Annotated in this window: 13 protein-coding genes and 2 pseudogenes; 10 read left to right on the top strand and 5 right to left on the bottom strand. The window is 69.7% G+C overall.

Annotated elements, in window-relative coordinates:
- Positions 1-989 (bottom strand): annotated as a pseudogene (locus AB0J16_RS54935) (transposase); the annotation flags it as partial.
- A 544-nt stretch (positions 990-1,533) separates the two neighbouring features.
- Here AB0J16_RS54935 and AB0J16_RS54930 point away from each other — a divergent pair.
- Positions 1,534-2,280 (top strand): annotated as a pseudogene (locus AB0J16_RS54930) (aldo/keto reductase).
- Between the two features lie 106 nt (positions 2,281-2,386).
- Here the strand turns inward: AB0J16_RS54930 and AB0J16_RS54925 are convergent.
- Positions 2,387-3,307 carry an acyl-ACP desaturase gene (locus AB0J16_RS54925; protein ID WP_358555857.1) on the bottom strand — a complete coding sequence of 307 codons (921 nt, stop codon included), beginning with the start codon at positions 3,305-3,307 and terminating at the stop codon, positions 2,387-2,389.
- An 83-nt stretch (positions 3,308-3,390) separates the two neighbouring features.
- On the opposite strand from AB0J16_RS54925, the gene AB0J16_RS54920 reads away from it, so the two are divergent.
- On the top strand, positions 3,391-3,858 hold the full coding sequence (locus tag AB0J16_RS54920; RefSeq protein WP_358555851.1) for an NUDIX hydrolase: 468 nt from the start codon (positions 3,391-3,393) through the stop codon (positions 3,856-3,858).
- On the opposite strand, the gene AB0J16_RS54915 is transcribed toward AB0J16_RS54920, so the two are convergent.
- Together AB0J16_RS54915 and AB0J16_RS54910 are read right to left on the bottom strand one after the other, a co-directional pair.
- On the bottom strand, positions 3,821-4,444 hold the full coding sequence (locus tag AB0J16_RS54915; RefSeq protein ID WP_358555848.1) for a hypothetical protein: 624 nt from the start codon (positions 4,442-4,444) through the stop codon (positions 3,821-3,823). The genes AB0J16_RS54920 and AB0J16_RS54915 overlap by 38 nt on opposite strands.
- 42 nt (positions 4,445-4,486) lie before the next feature.
- The gene (locus AB0J16_RS54910) at positions 4,487-5,275 is read right to left on the bottom strand and encodes an HAD-IIA family hydrolase (RefSeq protein ID WP_225291503.1); all 789 of its coding nucleotides are present in this window, start codon (positions 5,273-5,275) and stop codon (positions 4,487-4,489) included.
- A 53-nt stretch (positions 5,276-5,328) separates the two neighbouring features.
- Between AB0J16_RS54910 and AB0J16_RS54905 the strand changes: the two genes are divergently transcribed.
- From AB0J16_RS54905 to AB0J16_RS54870, 8 genes are all read left to right on the top strand, one after another.
- Positions 5,329-6,519, top strand: coding sequence for a M20 family metallopeptidase (locus AB0J16_RS54905; RefSeq protein WP_358555845.1), 1,191 nt, complete (start codon positions 5,329-5,331; stop codon positions 6,517-6,519).
- Between the two features lie 15 nt (positions 6,520-6,534).
- A complete protein-coding gene (locus tag AB0J16_RS54900) occupies positions 6,535-7,497 on the top strand; it encodes a zinc-binding alcohol dehydrogenase family protein (protein WP_358555842.1) in 963 nt (320 codons plus the stop codon).
- 150 nt (positions 7,498-7,647) lie between these two features.
- The gene (locus AB0J16_RS54895) at positions 7,648-9,471 is read left to right on the top strand and encodes an ABC transporter substrate-binding protein (protein WP_358555839.1); all 1,824 of its coding nucleotides are present in this window, start codon (positions 7,648-7,650) and stop codon (positions 9,469-9,471) included.
- 3 nt (positions 9,472-9,474) lie between these two features.
- Positions 9,475-10,482 carry an ABC transporter permease gene (locus tag AB0J16_RS54890; protein ID WP_358555836.1) on the top strand — a complete coding sequence of 336 codons (1,008 nt, stop codon included), beginning with the start codon at positions 9,475-9,477 and terminating at the stop codon, positions 10,480-10,482.
- Positions 10,479-11,384 carry an ABC transporter permease gene (locus AB0J16_RS54885; protein ID WP_358555833.1) on the top strand — a complete coding sequence of 302 codons (906 nt, stop codon included), beginning with the start codon at positions 10,479-10,481 and terminating at the stop codon, positions 11,382-11,384. Before AB0J16_RS54890 ends, AB0J16_RS54885 begins: the two co-directional genes overlap by 4 nt.
- A 2-nt stretch (positions 11,385-11,386) precedes the next feature.
- Positions 11,387-12,376 (top strand): ABC transporter ATP-binding protein, encoded by a 990-nt coding sequence (locus tag AB0J16_RS54880; RefSeq protein WP_358555830.1) that lies wholly within the window; start codon positions 11,387-11,389, stop codon positions 12,374-12,376.
- Positions 12,373-13,383, top strand: coding sequence for an ABC transporter ATP-binding protein (locus AB0J16_RS54875; protein ID WP_358555827.1), 1,011 nt, complete (start codon positions 12,373-12,375; stop codon positions 13,381-13,383). Before AB0J16_RS54880 ends, AB0J16_RS54875 begins: the two co-directional genes overlap by 4 nt.
- The gene (locus AB0J16_RS54870) at positions 13,380-14,354 is read left to right on the top strand and encodes a GNAT family N-acetyltransferase (protein ID WP_358555824.1); all 975 of its coding nucleotides are present in this window, start codon (positions 13,380-13,382) and stop codon (positions 14,352-14,354) included. The genes AB0J16_RS54875 and AB0J16_RS54870 overlap by 4 nt, the downstream gene beginning before the upstream one ends.
- A 41-nt stretch (positions 14,355-14,395) precedes the next feature.
- Here the strand turns inward: AB0J16_RS54870 and AB0J16_RS54865 are convergent, their stop codons facing one another.
- On the bottom strand, positions 14,396-15,517 hold the full coding sequence (locus AB0J16_RS54865; RefSeq protein WP_358555821.1) for a DUF1343 domain-containing protein: 1,122 nt from the start codon (positions 15,515-15,517) through the stop codon (positions 14,396-14,398).
- Positions 15,518-15,560: the final 43 nt, after the last annotated feature.

Here is a 15,560-nt window from a genome sequence, read left to right as displayed (position 1 = left end):
AGGTGCTCACGCTCGGCCCGCAACCGGTGCAACTTGGCGCAGATGCCGCTCGCGTCGTAGGCGAACGGCCGCCCATCACTGATCACCCGGCCATCGGCCAGCTGCCCTGTCACGCCGGTCAACAGGGTGTTGAGGCCCCAGTCGAAGCCGCACCCGACGGTATGACCCGTGGCGGGCGCGACACCGATCGGGATCTTGAACGGCAGATCGACGCGCACCCGACCCTTGGCCACTCGCACGGTGGGCGTCAACAACGTCGCCTCAGGTGTGACGGTCGGCGGCAACGCGATCGGCAGCACATGCCACGCCCAGTCCCTGCCACTGGCGGGAAACTCGACCAGCGGAAGCCGCACCCGCAGTCGGGCGGTGCGGTCGCCGGTGCGCTCCACGGTCACCAGTTGCCGGTCGGCCGCCGCCAAGACCACCTGCGCCGCAACGTTCGGCGGCCCCTCCAACTCGATCAGATCGGCCGGGAACACGCCATGCTCGTCGAGGTAGGCGCCGATCTGCCGGGTCCGGTTCCGGATGTCCGCCGCGCTCACCCCGTCCGGCAGCAGCGCGCGCAGCCCGTCCCATTCAGCGCCGGTGCGCGCACCCGCATCCCGCGGCCAGGTCGCTACGATCGCCGCCACCAGCCGGCGCCGGTACAGCGCCAGCCGCAAGGCACGGGCGGCCTGCTCCTGCGCGCACCGCAGCACCCGATCACACACATGCACGCCCGAAGGCGGGCCCACGCCCCAGCCCAGCCGACGGACAGCCATCCAGCCCTTCGACGGCAACCCTCGCCCGTCCAACCCCACCCCGGACGCCAAGGCGTCCAAATCGGCCGCATTCCACCGGGCGACCACCACGCGGGCGGTCAGGTCGCGTGCCAGAACGGCCAGCCAGGCCACCCGCCGCACCAGCAGCGGCTGAGCAACGACCTCGCCGCTCGCCTCCACCACCGCCGCATGAGCGGTGCAGGAAGCGGTGGCAGTGAGTTCACTCATGCACCGCTCCAGCCTCCGGGCAGGCGGAATCCCGGGAGGTGGAATCCCGGGTGGGCGGACGGTGACGCACCGCGCTCGGATCGGCCGTCCTGTGAGCACTGCCCGACAGTCGGCGACCAGGTACGGGCGAGGGTGCCGGCCGGGCGGCGGTCGTGGCAACGGCCGCACCGCGCGGTCGGCGCGGCCCGATCGCAGGAGAGCTGGTTTGCCCGCATATCTGCACCCCCGCCCCCGGAACACAACCTCACGATCGGTAATTGAAAGATTACCATTGGTTGACCCCGGCGGGTAGAACAGGTGAACGACAATGCTTTGAATCTGCCTGCCCGCCCGGCCAGAACCAGCCGCAGCCCATCGCATCACAAGCGGGCAGACTCAGCGACACCGCAGGCAACGATGCGGCGAGTATCCCACCGACCCATGACGCGCCCCGCGGGCCGATCATGCTCGGCCCGGCCGACGCCGCCGCCGACCAAGAGGAAACCTTCACAGATCATGGCGGATGTTCAGGCTTTCAAAGCGAATATGAGCAGCGGTTCATACCCTGCTGCGCCGGCCCTTCGACCGCCGCGAGGACTACGTTCTGGCGACCAAGGTCGGTTACCCCATGGGCAAGGGGGTCAACGATCGCGGGTTGTCGCGCAAGCACATCCTGGACTCGATCGACGCGTCACTGCGGCGGCTCGGCACCGACCACGTGGATCTCTACCAGATCCACCGCTGGGACGACGAGACGCCCGTCGAGGAGACCATGCGGGCGCTGGACGACGTGGTCAGGGCGGGCAAGGCCCGCTACATCGGGGCTTCCCTCATGTACGGCTGGCAGCTGGCCAAGGCGCAGCATGTGGCGAAGGCGGCGGATTGACCAGGTTCGTGGCGATGCAGACCCGCTACAACCTCGCCTACCGGGAGGAAGAGCGCGAGGTGCTCCCCTACTGTGCCGACCAGGGGGCTGGGCGTGCTGCCGTACAGTCCGCTCGCCCGTGGCCTGCTGGCCAGCGGGGAGGGGCGGGCCACCACCAGGGCGGCCCACGAGGACCGTGCGCCCGAGAACGACGGCGTCGTGGCGGCGCTGCGGGCCGTCGCCGGGGAGCGCGGCGTACCGCCCGCGCGGGTGGCCCTGGCCTGGCTGCTCGGCAAGGGCACTGTCGCCGCGCCGATCGTGGGGGCGACGCGCCCCGGCCACCTGGACGACGCGCTCGCCGCCGTGGACCTCGTCCTCACCCCTGACGAGATCGCCCGTCTGGAGGTCCCGTACCGGCCACGCGAACCCTTCGGCTACGGTTGGTGATCGGCGGACGAGCCTGGCCCGTGAGGTCCGGCCGCGCGGGGACCGGACGTACTCGACCGGGCCAGGAATCGAGCCGGGCGGCGTCAGGAGCGGCCCGGACTCTCGATCAGCGCTGGGCGGCGCGAGCCTTGCGTTCGGCCCGGCGCTCGACGAACCTGGCCGCCGTCGTCTCGGTCTTGGCCAGGAACTCGGCCAGCTCCTCCCGAGCCTGCTCCCCGCCCGCGTCGAGGCCGGTCTTGTCGAACACCGACCACTGCTTCAGCACCGGCATGAGCACGTCGTCGAGGTGCAGGCGCAGGTCGTAGATGCCCTCGTGAGCGATGATCATCGCCTTGCGGGTGAAGCCCTCGATGCTGGAGCCGGGCATCTGGAAGGTCTTCACGACGTCGGTCACGGCGCGCATGGTCTGGTTGGGGTCCAGCTCGAAGGCGGCCTTGAGCAGGTTGCGGTAGAAGAGCATATGCAGGTTCTCGTCGGCGGCGATCCTGGCCAGCAGCCGCTCGCAGCCCTCGTCGCCGGAGGCCCGGCCGGTGTTGCGGTGCGCGATGCGGGTGGCCAGCTCCTGGAAGGAGACGTAGGCCAGCTGCTCCAGCATCGTGCCGTACTCGGTGGCGAAGCCCGCCTCCATGTGCGTCATTCGGGCGCGCTCCAGCGCGACCGGGTCGACCGCGCGCGTCACCGTGAGGTAGTCGCGGATCGCGACGCCGTGCCGGCCCTCCTCGGCGGTCCAGCGCCCCACCCAGGTGCCCCACGCGCCGTCACGGCCGAACGTCGTGGCGATCTCGTGGTGGTAGCTGGGCAGGTTGTCCTCGGTGAGGAGGTTGACGATGAGCGAGACCCGGGCGGCCTCGGGCAGCTTCGAGTCGCTGTCCTGCCAGGCCTCGCCGCCGTAGACGCCGTCGAAATCGCGGCCTTCGCTCCACGGAATGTACTCGTGCGGGAACCACTCTTTCGCCATCGCGTTATGGCGGTCGAGCTCCCCGGCGACCACGGGCTCCAGCTCGTGCAGAAGTTGCGTCTGCGTCATCGCCTTCAAGATCGTCTCCCTGTAGGTTACAGTACCGTAAGTTAGGCTACCCGAAGGTCATACCGGCCAAATAGGGTGGTCTTATGCGACCGAGTGTCCGTGGTGTCCTCCTTGACCATGACGAGCAATTAGTGATCTTCCGCCGGACGGTGCCGGGGCGCCAGGTCTACTGGTCCGTGCCCGGCGGCCATGTCGAGCCCCAGGACGCGACCCTGGAGCACACGCTGCACCGGGAACTGCTGGAAGAGCTGGGCGCGACGGTCTCGGGTGTGACCCCGCTGACCACGGTCACCTATCCGTGGCAGGGCGAGGTCAAGACTCAGCACGTTTATGGCTGCCGCCTGATCGACATGGACCCGGCCCTGCGGCACGGGCCCGAGTTCGAGGACCCGTCGCGCGGCGTCTACGAGGTCGTCAGGCTGCCGCTGCGGGAGACGGAGATCACCTCCCGGCACGTCGTCCCCGAGGCCGTGGCCGCCTACCTGTCGCGCAACATCAGCGCGCTGCCGCGCCTCATCGGCGGTCCTCGATCTCCCACAGATGGTCGATGACGTGCCAGGCGGTCCGCCGTACGGCGTAGGCGGGCGGCCAGCCGGTGGTCTGCGGCGGCTGCCAGGGACGTGACAGCGCCTCGGCCAGCTCCTCGCGCATGGCGTCGCGGTCCGCCTGGCTCTTGTACGGCTTGTGCCGTACGTCGACCTTCCGGGCGTAGGAGCGCTCCGCCTCCGTGACGTGCGCCACGACCTTCGACAGGTCGCGCCCGCCGCCCCGTGGCCCCTTGCGCAGTTCCTCCGGCGATTCGGCGGTGACCTCGTCGAACAGCTCCCAGGCGGCGCGCAGCAGCGCGACGTGGCGGCGCGCGGTCTCGGCGTCGATCGGCTCCTGGTCGAGCTCGGGGATCGCGTACGGCGCGCCGAAGTCGGTCATCTCGCTGCCCGGCTCGCGGGCGATCACCACGGGATCGCCCGGCTCGAACGGCAGCCCGGCCCGCTCGGCGATCGGCCGGTAGCGAGGCGCGTAGTCCACGAGCAGGTCGATGGCCGCCTCCTCGCCCTTGGCCACCCGGCACCAGCCGGGCCACTCCAGCGAGCAGGCGAAGACCTTCTTGGGGCCGACCTCCAGGTAGATATGCGTCATACGGGGCACCTTGCCAGGCTTACCTGCCAACTAGTGTCAGGTTCATATCAGGTCGATGAGATCCGCCACCGAGTCGACGACCAGCGACGGCCTGAAGGGGAAGCGGTCGATCTGCTCTCGCTGGGTGACGCCGGTGAGCACCAGGATCGTGTAGAGCCCGGCCTCCATCCCGCACACGATGTCGGTGTCCATCCGGTCGCCGATCATCGCGGTGGTCTCGCTGTGCGCCTCGATCTCGTTGAGCGCGCTGCGCATCATCCGCGGGTTGGGCTTGCCGACGAAGTAGGGCTCGACGTCGGTGGCCTTGGTGATCATGGCGGCGACCGCGCCGCAGGCGGGCAGCGAGCCCTCGGTGGACGGGCCGACCGGGTCCGGGTTCGTGGCGATGAAGCGGGCGCCGCCCTCGATGAGGCGGATCGCCCGGGTGATCTGCGTGAAGCTGTAGGTACGCGTCTCGCCGAGCACCACGTAGTCGGGGTCGAGGTCGGTCAGCACGTAGCCGACCTCGTGCAGCGCGGTGGTCAGCCCGGCCTCGCCGATCACGTAGGCGGAGCCGCCCGGCCGCTGGTCGTCGAGGAACTGGGCGGTGGCCAGCGCCGAGGTCCAGATCGACTCGGCGGGCACCTCCAGACCGGCGTTCGCCAGGCGTACCGAAAGGTCCCGCTGGGTGTAGATGGAGTTGTTCGTCAGCACCCGGAATTTCTTGCCGGACTCGCTGAGCCGCTTGATGAACACATCCGCACCCGGGACGGGCCGGCCCTCGTGTACGAGAACGCCGTCCATGTCGGAAAGCCAGGAGTTGATCCGCTTACGCTGAGTCACGCGGCCCATCGTACAGAGTGTCCCTTATCGACTTCCCGACCAGCACATGAAGAATGTTGTTCATGTCGTTCACTGAATCCGCGCGGGACCTGCGGGACGAGCTCGTCCGGCTGCGTCAGTCACTGCACACCACTCCCGAGATCGGCCTCGCGCTGCCGCGTACCCAGGAGAAAGTCCTGACGGCGCTCGACGGGCTGCCCCTGGAGATCACCACCGGGAAGGCGCTCAGCTCGATCACCGCCGTGCTCAGGGGCGGCCGGCCGGGTCCGGCGGTGCTGCTGCGCGGCGACATGGACGCGCTGCCGGTCACCGAGCGCAATGATCTGCCCTACCGGTCGCAGATCGACGGGCAGATGCACGCGTGCGGTCACGACCTGCACACCGCCATGCTCGCCGGCGCCGCGCACCTGCTCAGCGCGCGGCGGGCGGAGCTGGCCGGGGACGTCATCTTCATGTTCCAGCCGGGCGAGGAGGGTCACGAGGGCGCCAAGCACATGATCGAGGAGGGGGTGCTGGACGCGGCGGGCGCGCGGCCCGTCGCCGCGTACGGGATGCACGTCGTCTCCTCGATGCTGCCCCCGGGCCTGTTCGCCTCCCGGCCGGGACCGCTCATGGCCGCGGCCGACGTGTTCGAGGTGACGGTGAAGGGGCGCGGCGGGCACGGCTCCAGCCCGCATCGCGCGCTCGACCCCATCCAGGCGGGCTGCGAGATGGTGACGTCGCTGCAGGCGATGGTCACCCGGACGTTCGACGTGTTCGACCCGGTCGTGGTCACGGTCGGGTCCTTCCACGGGGGCACGGCCGACAACGTGATCCCGGACGAGGCGCGTTTCGAGGCGACGGTGCGCACGTTCTCGCCGGGCAACCGGGAGCTGGTGAAGCGGCGGCTGGTGGAGGTGGTCGAGGGCGTCGCGGCCGCGCACGGGCTGTCGGTCGAGGCGTCGTTCGGCATGGGCTACCCGGTCACCGTGAACGATCCCACCGAGGCGGACTTCGTCTCCAGGACCGCCGAGGAGCTGTTCGGGCCCGGGCGCTACTTCGTCACGCCGCACCCGGTGATGGGTTCGGAGGACTTCTCGTACGTGCTGCAGGCCATCCCCGGGGCATTCGTCTTCCTGGGGGCGTGCCCGCCCGATCGCGATCCGGCCACGGCGCCGTACAACCACTCCCCAGAGGCGCAGTTCGACGACTCCGTGCTGCCGGACGGCGCCGCCCTGTACGCCTCTCTGGCGCTGTCCCGGCTGGCGTCCTGAGCTGAAGGGGGCCCGATGAAGGCATGGATTCCGGATCCGGACCGGCTACTGGTCATGGTGGACAAGCCCATGCCGGAGCCGGGCGTCGGGGAGGTGCTGGTCCAGGTCGAGGCCTGCGGGGTGTGCCGGACCGACCTGCACCTGGTCGAAGGGGACCTGCCGCCCCGCCACCCCGCGATCTCGCCCGGCCACCAGGTGGTCGGGCGGGTGGTCGGCGGGGACGGGGACGTCGGGCAGCGGGTGGGGGTCGCGTGGCTCCGGTGGACCTGTGGGGCCTGTCGCTACTGCCTGGACGGCAAAGAAAATCTTTGCCTTTCGTCGGCCTATACCGGGTGGGATGCCGACGGCGGTTACGCTGAGTATCTGACGGTGCCCGCCGCCTACGTCTACGCCCTGCCCGAAGGGGCGCCCGCCGAGAAGCTTGCGCCCCTGCTGTGCGCCGGGATCGTGGGCTATCGGGCGCTGCTCCGAGCCGACCTGCCGGAAGGCGGCCGGCTCGGGGTCTACGGGTTCGGCGCGTCCGCCCACCTGACCGCGCAGGCGGCCATCGCCCAGGGGGCCGTCATCCACGTGGTCACCAGGTCCAGCGCCGCCAGGAAGCTGGCCCTGGAGCTGGGCGCGGCCTCCGCCGGAGACCGCCCGCCCGAGCCGCTGGACTCGGCCATCCTGTTCGCGCCCGTGGGCGATCTGGTGCCCGTGGCACTGGCGGCGCTCGACCGGGGCGGCACGCTCGCCGTGGCCGGGATCCACCTCACCGACATCCCCACGCTGAACTACGAGCGCCACCTGTTCCAGGAACGAACACTACGGAGCGTGACCGCCAACACCAGGGCCGACGGACGGGCCTATCTCGACCTGTCATTCGGGCGTCCGCCGCACGTGATGACGACGCCCTATCCCTTCGACAGGGCCGCTTCCGCGCTCCGTGATCTGGCAGACGGGCAGGTCAACGGGGCTGCGGTGCTTATGCTGGGCTAATGGCGCCGAGCGCCATCGACATGGGGCATGAAGGAAAGTTACATTAGCCTCACAACACCTGGAGATTATTGACGTGACCTGTGCGTGACCGTAGGGTCCGGCTAATCCCACGCGATCCTCAAGCAGGTCCGACACTCCCCGGAGCGGTACATGAAGCGACTAGCAGCGGTAGTAGCGTTGCTGGGCCTGGCCACTGCCACAGCGTGCAGCAGTGGCTCCACCAACAAGTCCAGCTCGGGCGGTGGTGGCGGGCTCTTCACCACGATCGACGTCAACCGGCCCGGCCTCGACGCCTCGGCGCCGGCCAACCCGTACAACCCCAAGGGCAACTCCTTCTCGGGCTTCAACGCGATGCGAATCGCGTGGGTCAAGAACCACCTGACGGACCCGAACCAGGCTCTGCCCGGCATCGCGGCGAGCTGGGAGATCGCGCCGGACAACTCCGCGATCACGCTGAAGCTCCAGCCGAACGCCAAGTGGTCCGACGGCAAGCCGGTCACCGCCGAGGACGTCAAGATGTCCATCGGCATCGCCTACACGCAGGGCAGCACGGCCTTCTCGGTCACCCCTGGCGCGGCGGGCGCCGCCGCGGAGGTCACGGTCGTCGACAACCAGACCTTGAAGATCACGCAGGACATGGCCAGCCCCAGTCCGAAGTTCGCCCGCGGCGTGCTCGACACGGCCGTCCTGCCCGCCCACGTGTGGAGCAGCGTTCTTCCGGCGGACTTCTGGGACAAGCTCAAGACCGCCCGGGGCGACGGCGCGGAGGCCGAGAAGGCCCGCACGGAGATCACCGCCATCGGCCAGAAGGTGATCGCCTTCGCCCCGCCCAAGGACGTCTCCGCCGGTCCGTTCGTGCTGGAGCGGGTCAACCCCGGAGAAGCCCTGCTGGTCAAGAACAAGAACTTCTACAACGCCGCCAACGTGGCTCCGGCGCAGGTGAAGTTCCTCAACTACACCGGCAACGAGCAGATCTGGAACTACCTCACCGCCGGCAAGCTCGACCAGTCCGGATTCGTCGCCGCTCCCACGGACGTGATGAACCGGATCAAGCAGGGCCCAGGCAACGAGGTCATCAAGGGCTACTCGCCGGTGGCCGTGAGCATGGCCTTCAACCAGTCCAAGAAGCCCTATGACAACGTCCACGTGCGCAGGGGCCTGGCCTACCTCATCGACCGCGACCAGGTCACCAAGGTCGCCTCGCCCGAGGGTGGCACGCCGGCCGTCACGACCAGCGGCATCCACCAGAAGGCCGCGCAGGCCTGGATCCCCGACACGCTTCCGAAGCTCGACCCGTACAAGCCCGACGCGGCCAAGGCCGAGGCGGAGTTCAAGTCGGCCGGGCTGACGAAGAAGGACGGCAAGTGGACGCTGGCCGACGGCAAGCCGTGGAAGGTGTCCATGCACGCGCCGGCCGGCTTCTCCGACTGGCTGTCGGCGCAGGAGAACATCAAGAGCCAGCTGGTCAAGGCCGGCATCGACGCGGAGATCCAGACCAGCCCCGACTACCCCGTCTACCTTGAGGAGCTGGCGGCCGGCAAGTACGACGTGGGCTTCTGGCTCATGGCGCTCGGCCCGGCGCCGTACGACATCTTCCAGCGCCTCTACGGTGCCTCCAACGGCTGGACCAACGTCGCGGGCAAGATCGAGCACTCCCCGGCGGGCAAGAACGGCAACTGGATGGGCGGCCCCGAGCAGATCGACGTCAACGGCACCAAGATCGACCCGGGTGAGCTGACCGGCAAGCTGAACTCGGCCAACGAGGAGGCGGCCAAGCCGATCATGGCGCAGCTGGCGACGGCGGCCAACCAGGACCTGCCGGTCATCCAGCTCTGGGACTACGTCAACAACCAGTTCGTCAACAACAGCCGATTCACCGGCTGGCCCCACGACGACGAGATCCTTCGTCTCGGCACCGGCGTGCTCGCGTCCGGTGTGTGGATCCAGCTCGGCATGGTCAAGTCGAAGCAGTAACTTATGACACTTATCGCACGACGACTCGCGGGCCACCTGGCCCGCGGTTTCGTCATGATCGTCGTAGTGGCGACGATCAGCTTCTTCATCATCAACAACATCCCGGGCGACCCCATGGCGGCCCAGTACGACAAGCTGCTCCAGAGCGGCATGTCTCCGGAGGCGGCCACGCAGGCCGTCAAGGTGCTGTACGGGTTCCAGCCGACGGGCTCGCTGTGGCAGCAGTACACCGACTACATCGGCGGGCTGCTCCACTTCGACCTCGGCACCTCGGTCAGCCGCCCGGGACAGCCCGTCCTCGGCGTGCTCGGCGAGGCGGCCAAGTGGACCATCCTGCCGGTGCTGGGGGGCACGCTGCTCAGCTTCCTCGTCGGCGTCATCCTGGGTGTCTACGCGGCCATCAAGCGCAAGAGCAAGCTGGGCGACGCCCTGGCCATCTCCGGCTCGCTGCTGCACGGCATCCCGCAGTATGTGCTGGCGATGCTGCTCGTGGTCATCTTCGCCACGCTCATCCCCATCCTGCCCGCCGACGGGCCGGTGGACATCATGTTCGAGCCGGGCTTCAACGCCGGCTACCTCGGCTCGCTGGCCGAGCACGCGGTGCTGCCGATCGCCACCTACGCGCTGTCGGCCTACGGCGGCTGGGTGCTGGCGATGAAGTCGAGCGTGGTCACCGTGCTCGGCGACGACTTCATCCTGGCCGCCGAGCTGCGCGGCATGAAGCGCTCGATCATCTTCCGCTACATCGCGCGCAACGCGATCCTGCCGCTGTTCACGATCCTCGCCCTGTCTCTGGGGCTGCTGCTCGGCGGCGCGGTCTTCATCGAGAAGATCTTCAACTATCCGGGACTCGGGTGGCTGCTCATCGAGAGCATCAACACCCGCGACTACGCGCTGATGGGCGGGGCGTTCCTGCTGATCACCGCCGCTGTCATCGTGGCGAACATCGTGGCCGACCTGTTCTACACGGTGATCGACCCGCGGGTGCGCGGCGGAGAGGACTCGACATGAGCACCGTGCTGATCCCTGAGACGGCGTCCGCCGCCGCGACCATGCGCCGTAACTTCTGGCTCGGCGTCTGGCGGGTGATGAAGCGCAAGCCCAGCCGGCTGGCCGGGGTGATCATCATCGCCGGCTTCGCGTTCATGGGCGCCTTCGGGCCGCTGTTCTATCCGGACCAGCTGCCGGGCGACACCAACGCCATCACCCAGGCGCCGAGCTGGGCGCACTGGTTCGGCACCGATCCCCAGGGCAGGGACGTGCTCGCGCTGGTCATCACCGGCTCCCGCTACGTTCTGCTCAGCGCCGCGGTGACCGCGGTCATCACGGTGGTCTTCGGTACGACGCTCGGCCTGTTCTCCGGGTTCAAGCGGGGCCGCTGGGACAGCGTGCTCATGCGGATCACCGACATGAAGCTCACCATCCCCGGCCTGCCGCTGCTGCTGGTCCTGGCGATGGTCTGGAAGTTCGGCAGCCCGATCCAGATGGGCCTGGTGCTCGGCCTGCTCGGCTGGGGCGGGGTGGCGCGGGCCGTGCGCGCGCAGACGCTGTCCCTGCGTGAACGCGGCTTCATCGAGGCCGCGCGCGGGCTGGGCCTGTCCACCAGGCACATCATCAGCAAGGAACTGCTGCCCAGCATGGCTCCGTACATCGCGATGAACATGCTCATCGCGGTCACCGGCGCCGTCTACGCGCAGGTGGGCCTGTTCTTCCTGGGCGTGCTGCCGTACGAGGCGAACAACTGGGGCGTGATGCTCAACCTGGCCGTGTTCCAGGCGGGCGCCATGATCACACCCAACGCGCTCGGTTACCTGCTGGGGCCGCTGCTGGCGATCCTGCTGCTCACCCTTGGCATCGTGCTCGTGGTCGACGCCATGGACGAGATCTTCAACCCCCGGCTGCGTGAGGAGTAGCAGTGGCGGAGCAAGCGCCGGGAGTGCGCATCGACGGCCTCACGGTCGTCTACAAGACGCCGGCGGGCGAGTTGCCCGCCGTACGCGGCATCAGCCTGACCCTGGAGCCCGGCACGATCACCGGCATCGTCGGTGAATCGGGATCCGGCAAGTCGACGCTGGCCCTGTCGCTGCTCAACGCGGTGCAGCCGCCGGGCAGGATCTCGGCGGGCAGCGTGGAGATCGACGGGCTCGGCGACGTGGTCGGGCTCGCGGGCGAGCAGTTGCGCAAGGCCAGGGGCGCCCACATCGGGTACGTCTTCCAGGCCGCCCAGAACTCCCTCAACCCGCTCAAGACGGTCGGCAAGCAACTCCTCGACCTGGGCCGCTCGCACGGCGTCGAGGACCTGCCCGGCCTGGTCCGCGAGGCCAGGGAACTGCTGGGCCGGATGGGTCTGGACGGGGCCAGGGTGCTGGACTCGCACCAGCACGAGCTGTCCGGAGGTATGCGGCAGCGGGTCGGCATCATGCTGGCACTGGTGCTCAACGCGCACCTGGTGGTGCTGGACGAGCCGACGACCGCGCTGGACATGATCACCCAGGCGAACATCCTGAAGATCGTCCGCGAGGTGCACGCCGAGCGCGGCCTGACCACCCTGGTGATCACGCACGACATCGGCGTGGTGGCCGAGGTGGCCGACCGGCTCGCGGTCATGTACGGCGGACGCCTGGTGGAGCAGGGGCCCACCAGGGAGGTGCTGGGCGCGCCCCGCCATCCCTACACCAGGGGCCTGATCAACGCGATCCCCCGGCTGGTCGGCGACATCGACGAGGCCCGCGCGCTGCCGGGACGGCCGCCGACGCTGGCGACGGTGCCCAAGGAGGGCTGCGTGTTCAGGGAGCGCTGCGCGCTGCGGATGGACGTGTGCGACACCGTCGATCCCTCGGTGGTGGCGGACGGGGCGAGGTTCGTGGCCTGCCACGCGGTGACGGTGAAGGAGCACGCTTCGTGATTACCGGGACGGGCATCACCAAGACGTTCAAGCAGCGCGGCAACATGCTGGGCAAGCGGGAGGTCCCGGCGCTGCGCGGCGTGGACTTCGCGATCGCCAAGGGCGGGTCCGCCTCGTTCATCGGCGAGTCGGGCTGCGGCAAGACCACGCTCGGGCGCATCATCGCCGGGCTGGAGACCTACGACGCGGGCGAGATCGCAATCGACGGGACGCCCATGTCGCCGCTGAAGGTCAAGCAGCGGCAGCCGCACTTCCGCAAGATCCAGATGATCCACCAGGACCCCTACTCGGCGCTGAACCCGACCCGGACGATCTACCAGACCCTCCAGGCGCCGCTGGCGCTGCGGGCCGGGCAGACCGGCCGGCCCAAGAGCTGGATCGACGAGCGGGCCGCCGAGGTGCTGTCGCTGGTCGGCCTCGACCCCGGAACGGTCCTGTCGCGCTACCCGCACCAGCTCTCGGGCGGCATGCGGCAGCGCGTGGTGATCGCCCGCGCGCTGACCGTCGACCCCGAGATGCTCGTCGCCGACGAGGCGGTCTCGATGATCGACGTGTCGCTGCGGCTCGGCATCCTGGCGCTGCTGAAGGACCTGCGCGAGCGGCTGGGCGTCAGCGTGCTGTTCATCACGCACGACGTGGCCACCGCGCGCTACATCGGCGGCGACGGCGAGCTGTACGTGATCTACCGCGGCCAGGTCGTGGAGCGCGGGCCGGTGGACACGATCATCGCCGATCCGGTGCATCCATACACGCAGTCGCTGCTGTCCGCCATCCCCGTCCTGCACGGGCTGGAGCGGCCCGGTGAGGAGCCGGTGGTGCCGTTGGAGGCGCTCGCCGCGGACCACTCCGACAGCGGGTGCCTGTTCGCGCCCCGGTGCCCGTTCCGGGGCGACGGGTGCACGAGCGAGCGGCCGCTGCTCCAGGTGACGGAGGGCGTACCTCAGGAGCACGCCTGCTACTACCCGCGGCGGCGCAGCGTCATCGCACGCCCGATGAGCGAGGTGTGACCCCGGTGACCCGGCAGGCCGACTCCGCCGACCTCGCGGGCGCCGCGGAGGTGATCCGGCACGCCGACGCCGACCTCGCAAGCGCCGCGCAGGTGATCCGGCAGGCCGACTCCGCCGACCTCGCGGGCGCCGCGCAGGTGGCGCGGGCGGCGCTGACGCTGGACGGCGGCGAAGGGGCGGCCCTGGTCGAGCGGCTGGCGCATCCGCCCGCCGGTCGGCGCTGGACCGCCCTGGTGATGGACGGCGGGGTCGTCATGGCCTCGGTGTCCGCCAAGGATCCGGCCGTCGGGCACCTCGATCTGCTGGCCGTACACCCTGACGCGCGGGGTCGGGGGCACGGTCGGGCGCTGGTCGGCGCGGCCGAGGAGTGGCTGCGGTCGGAGGGGGCGAGGCAGGCGCGCTTCGCCGGGAACCCGCCCTGCTACGCCTGGCCGGGCATCGACGTGCGCTACACCGCCGCCGCGTGCCTGGCGGAGAGCCTCGGCTACGAGCGCTATCACGTGGCCTGGAACATGACCGCCGACCTCGGCGCGGACCTGTCCGTCGAAGAGGAGCCGGTACGGCTGGCCGAGGCCGGAGTGAGCGTGCACGCGGCCTCGGACTCGGCGGAGCGGGGGCACGCGGCGGACCGCGAGCGGGTCGCCGCCTTTGTGCGTGAGCACTGGAACGAGAACTGGGCCTGGGAGGCCGCCAACGCCGCCGGGCTGCACTACGCCGAGCGCGACGGGCGGATCCTGGGGTTCGCCGCCTGGGGGGCGCGGCCCGCGTGGTTCGGGCCGATGGGGACGGCGCCCGAGGCGCGCGGGCTCGGCGTGGGCGGCGTGCTGCTGCGCCGCTGCCTGGCCGAGATGCGCGCCGCCGGACTGTCCAGCGCGCAGATCGGCTGGGTCGGGCCGCTGCGGTTCTACTCGCACGCCGTGGGCGCGCGGGCCGAACGCGTCTTCTGGCTCTACCGACGCGATCTGGCGTGATGTCGCACGCCGGTACGGATCCCGCAACCTTCGGTGCGCCGCTAAACGCGGCCTCCGTAGAGGAGCTGTCCCTCAGGGTGGACGGGGTCGGGGCAGAGGGTACGTGGGTCCTCCCCGGCGTCCAGGCACCTCGTGAGCGTGTCGGAGCCCCACAGGTGGTCCATGAACAGCTCGGGCCCCCACCAGGCCAGCTCGCCCGGGTAGAGCGCGCGAGCCACGTGCAGCATCGACAGGCCGGTCAGCACCGGCCGGTACGTCTCCCGGTCGTGCACGTGCAGCTGGACTCCGTGCACGGTCGTGCCCGCGTGCTTGTGGAACGTCGGCGTGAACCAGGTCTCCCTGAACCGCACCCCGGGCAGGCCGAGCGCGTTGAGCGCGGGCGCGAAGCGGTCGTCGACGTACGGGGCACCGACCAGCTCGAACGGCCGGGTGGTGCCGCGCCCCTCGGAGAAGTTCGTGCCCTCGAACAGCCCGGTGGCCGGGTAGGCGTACGCGGTCTCGACGGTCGGCATGTTGACCGACGGCATCACCCAGGGCAGCCCGGTCTCGGCGAAGGTCATGCCGCGCCGCCACCCGTCCATGGTGACCACGCGCAGGTCCAGGTCGAAGCCGAACAGCGTGGCCAGTTCCCCGGCGGTCCTGCCGTGGCGTACCGGCAGCGGGAATCTGCCGACGAAGCTGGCGAACTCCGGGTCGAGCAGCGGTCCCTCCTCGATGGTCCCGCCGAGCGGGTTGGGCCGGTCCAGCACCACGAACCGCAGGCCCAGCCTGCTCGCCGATGCCATCAGGTCGTACATGGTCCAGATGTAGGTGTAGAAGCGGGTGCCGACGTCGGCGATGTCGAACACCAGCGTGTCGACCCCGGAGCCGGCCACCACCTCGTCCAGTGCCGCGCCCGAGACCTTGTGCGTGTTGAAGACGGGCAGGCCGGTTCTGGGGTCGATCGTGTCGGACTCGCCGCCGTTCGCCTGAGCGGTGCCCCGCATGCCGTGCTCCGGGCCGAACAGCGCCGTCAGCGGCACTCCGGCCGCGCTGAGGGCGTCCGTCGTGGGGGTCAGATCAGGCAGGACTCCTGTGGGGTTGGTGATCAGGCCGAGCCGGTCGCCGCCCGCCAGGGTGGGATCCGTGGCCAGCCGTTCAGCGCCAGTGCGTACGTACGTCATGAACCCATTGTCTGAAAGATATTTACAAGAGAGAAGTAGAGGG

Origin of the sequence: Nonomuraea sp. NPDC049750 (assembly GCF_040659625.1) — a bacterium.
GTDB lineage: Bacteria > Actinomycetota > Actinomycetes > Streptosporangiales > Streptosporangiaceae > Nonomuraea.
This window is presented reverse-complemented; position numbering and strand designations above follow the sequence as displayed.

Excerpts from the sequence above, each read along its gene's own strand:
- AB0J16_RS54925 (WP_358555857.1), bottom strand. The coding sequence starts at position 3,307 with ATGACGCAGACGCAACTTCTGCACGAGCTGGAGCCCGTGGTCGCCGGG.
- AB0J16_RS54920 (WP_358555851.1), top strand. The coding sequence starts at position 3,391 with ATGCGACCGAGTGTCCGTGGTGTCCTCCTTGACCATGACGAGCAATTA.
- AB0J16_RS54915 (WP_358555848.1), bottom strand. The coding sequence starts at position 4,444 with ATGACGCATATCTACCTGGAGGTCGGCCCCAAGAAGGTCTTCGCCTGC.
- AB0J16_RS54910 (WP_225291503.1), bottom strand. The coding sequence starts at position 5,275 with ATGGGCCGCGTGACTCAGCGTAAGCGGATCAACTCCTGGCTTTCCGAC.
- AB0J16_RS54905 (WP_358555845.1), top strand. The coding sequence starts at position 5,329 with ATGTCGTTCACTGAATCCGCGCGGGACCTGCGGGACGAGCTCGTCCGG.
- AB0J16_RS54900 (WP_358555842.1), top strand. The coding sequence starts at position 6,535 with ATGAAGGCATGGATTCCGGATCCGGACCGGCTACTGGTCATGGTGGAC.
- AB0J16_RS54895 (WP_358555839.1), top strand. The coding sequence starts at position 7,648 with ATGAAGCGACTAGCAGCGGTAGTAGCGTTGCTGGGCCTGGCCACTGCC.
- AB0J16_RS54890 (WP_358555836.1), top strand. The coding sequence starts at position 9,475 with ATGACACTTATCGCACGACGACTCGCGGGCCACCTGGCCCGCGGTTTC.
- AB0J16_RS54885 (WP_358555833.1), top strand. The coding sequence starts at position 10,479 with ATGAGCACCGTGCTGATCCCTGAGACGGCGTCCGCCGCCGCGACCATG.
- AB0J16_RS54865 (WP_358555821.1), bottom strand. The coding sequence starts at position 15,517 with ATGACGTACGTACGCACTGGCGCTGAACGGCTGGCCACGGATCCCACC.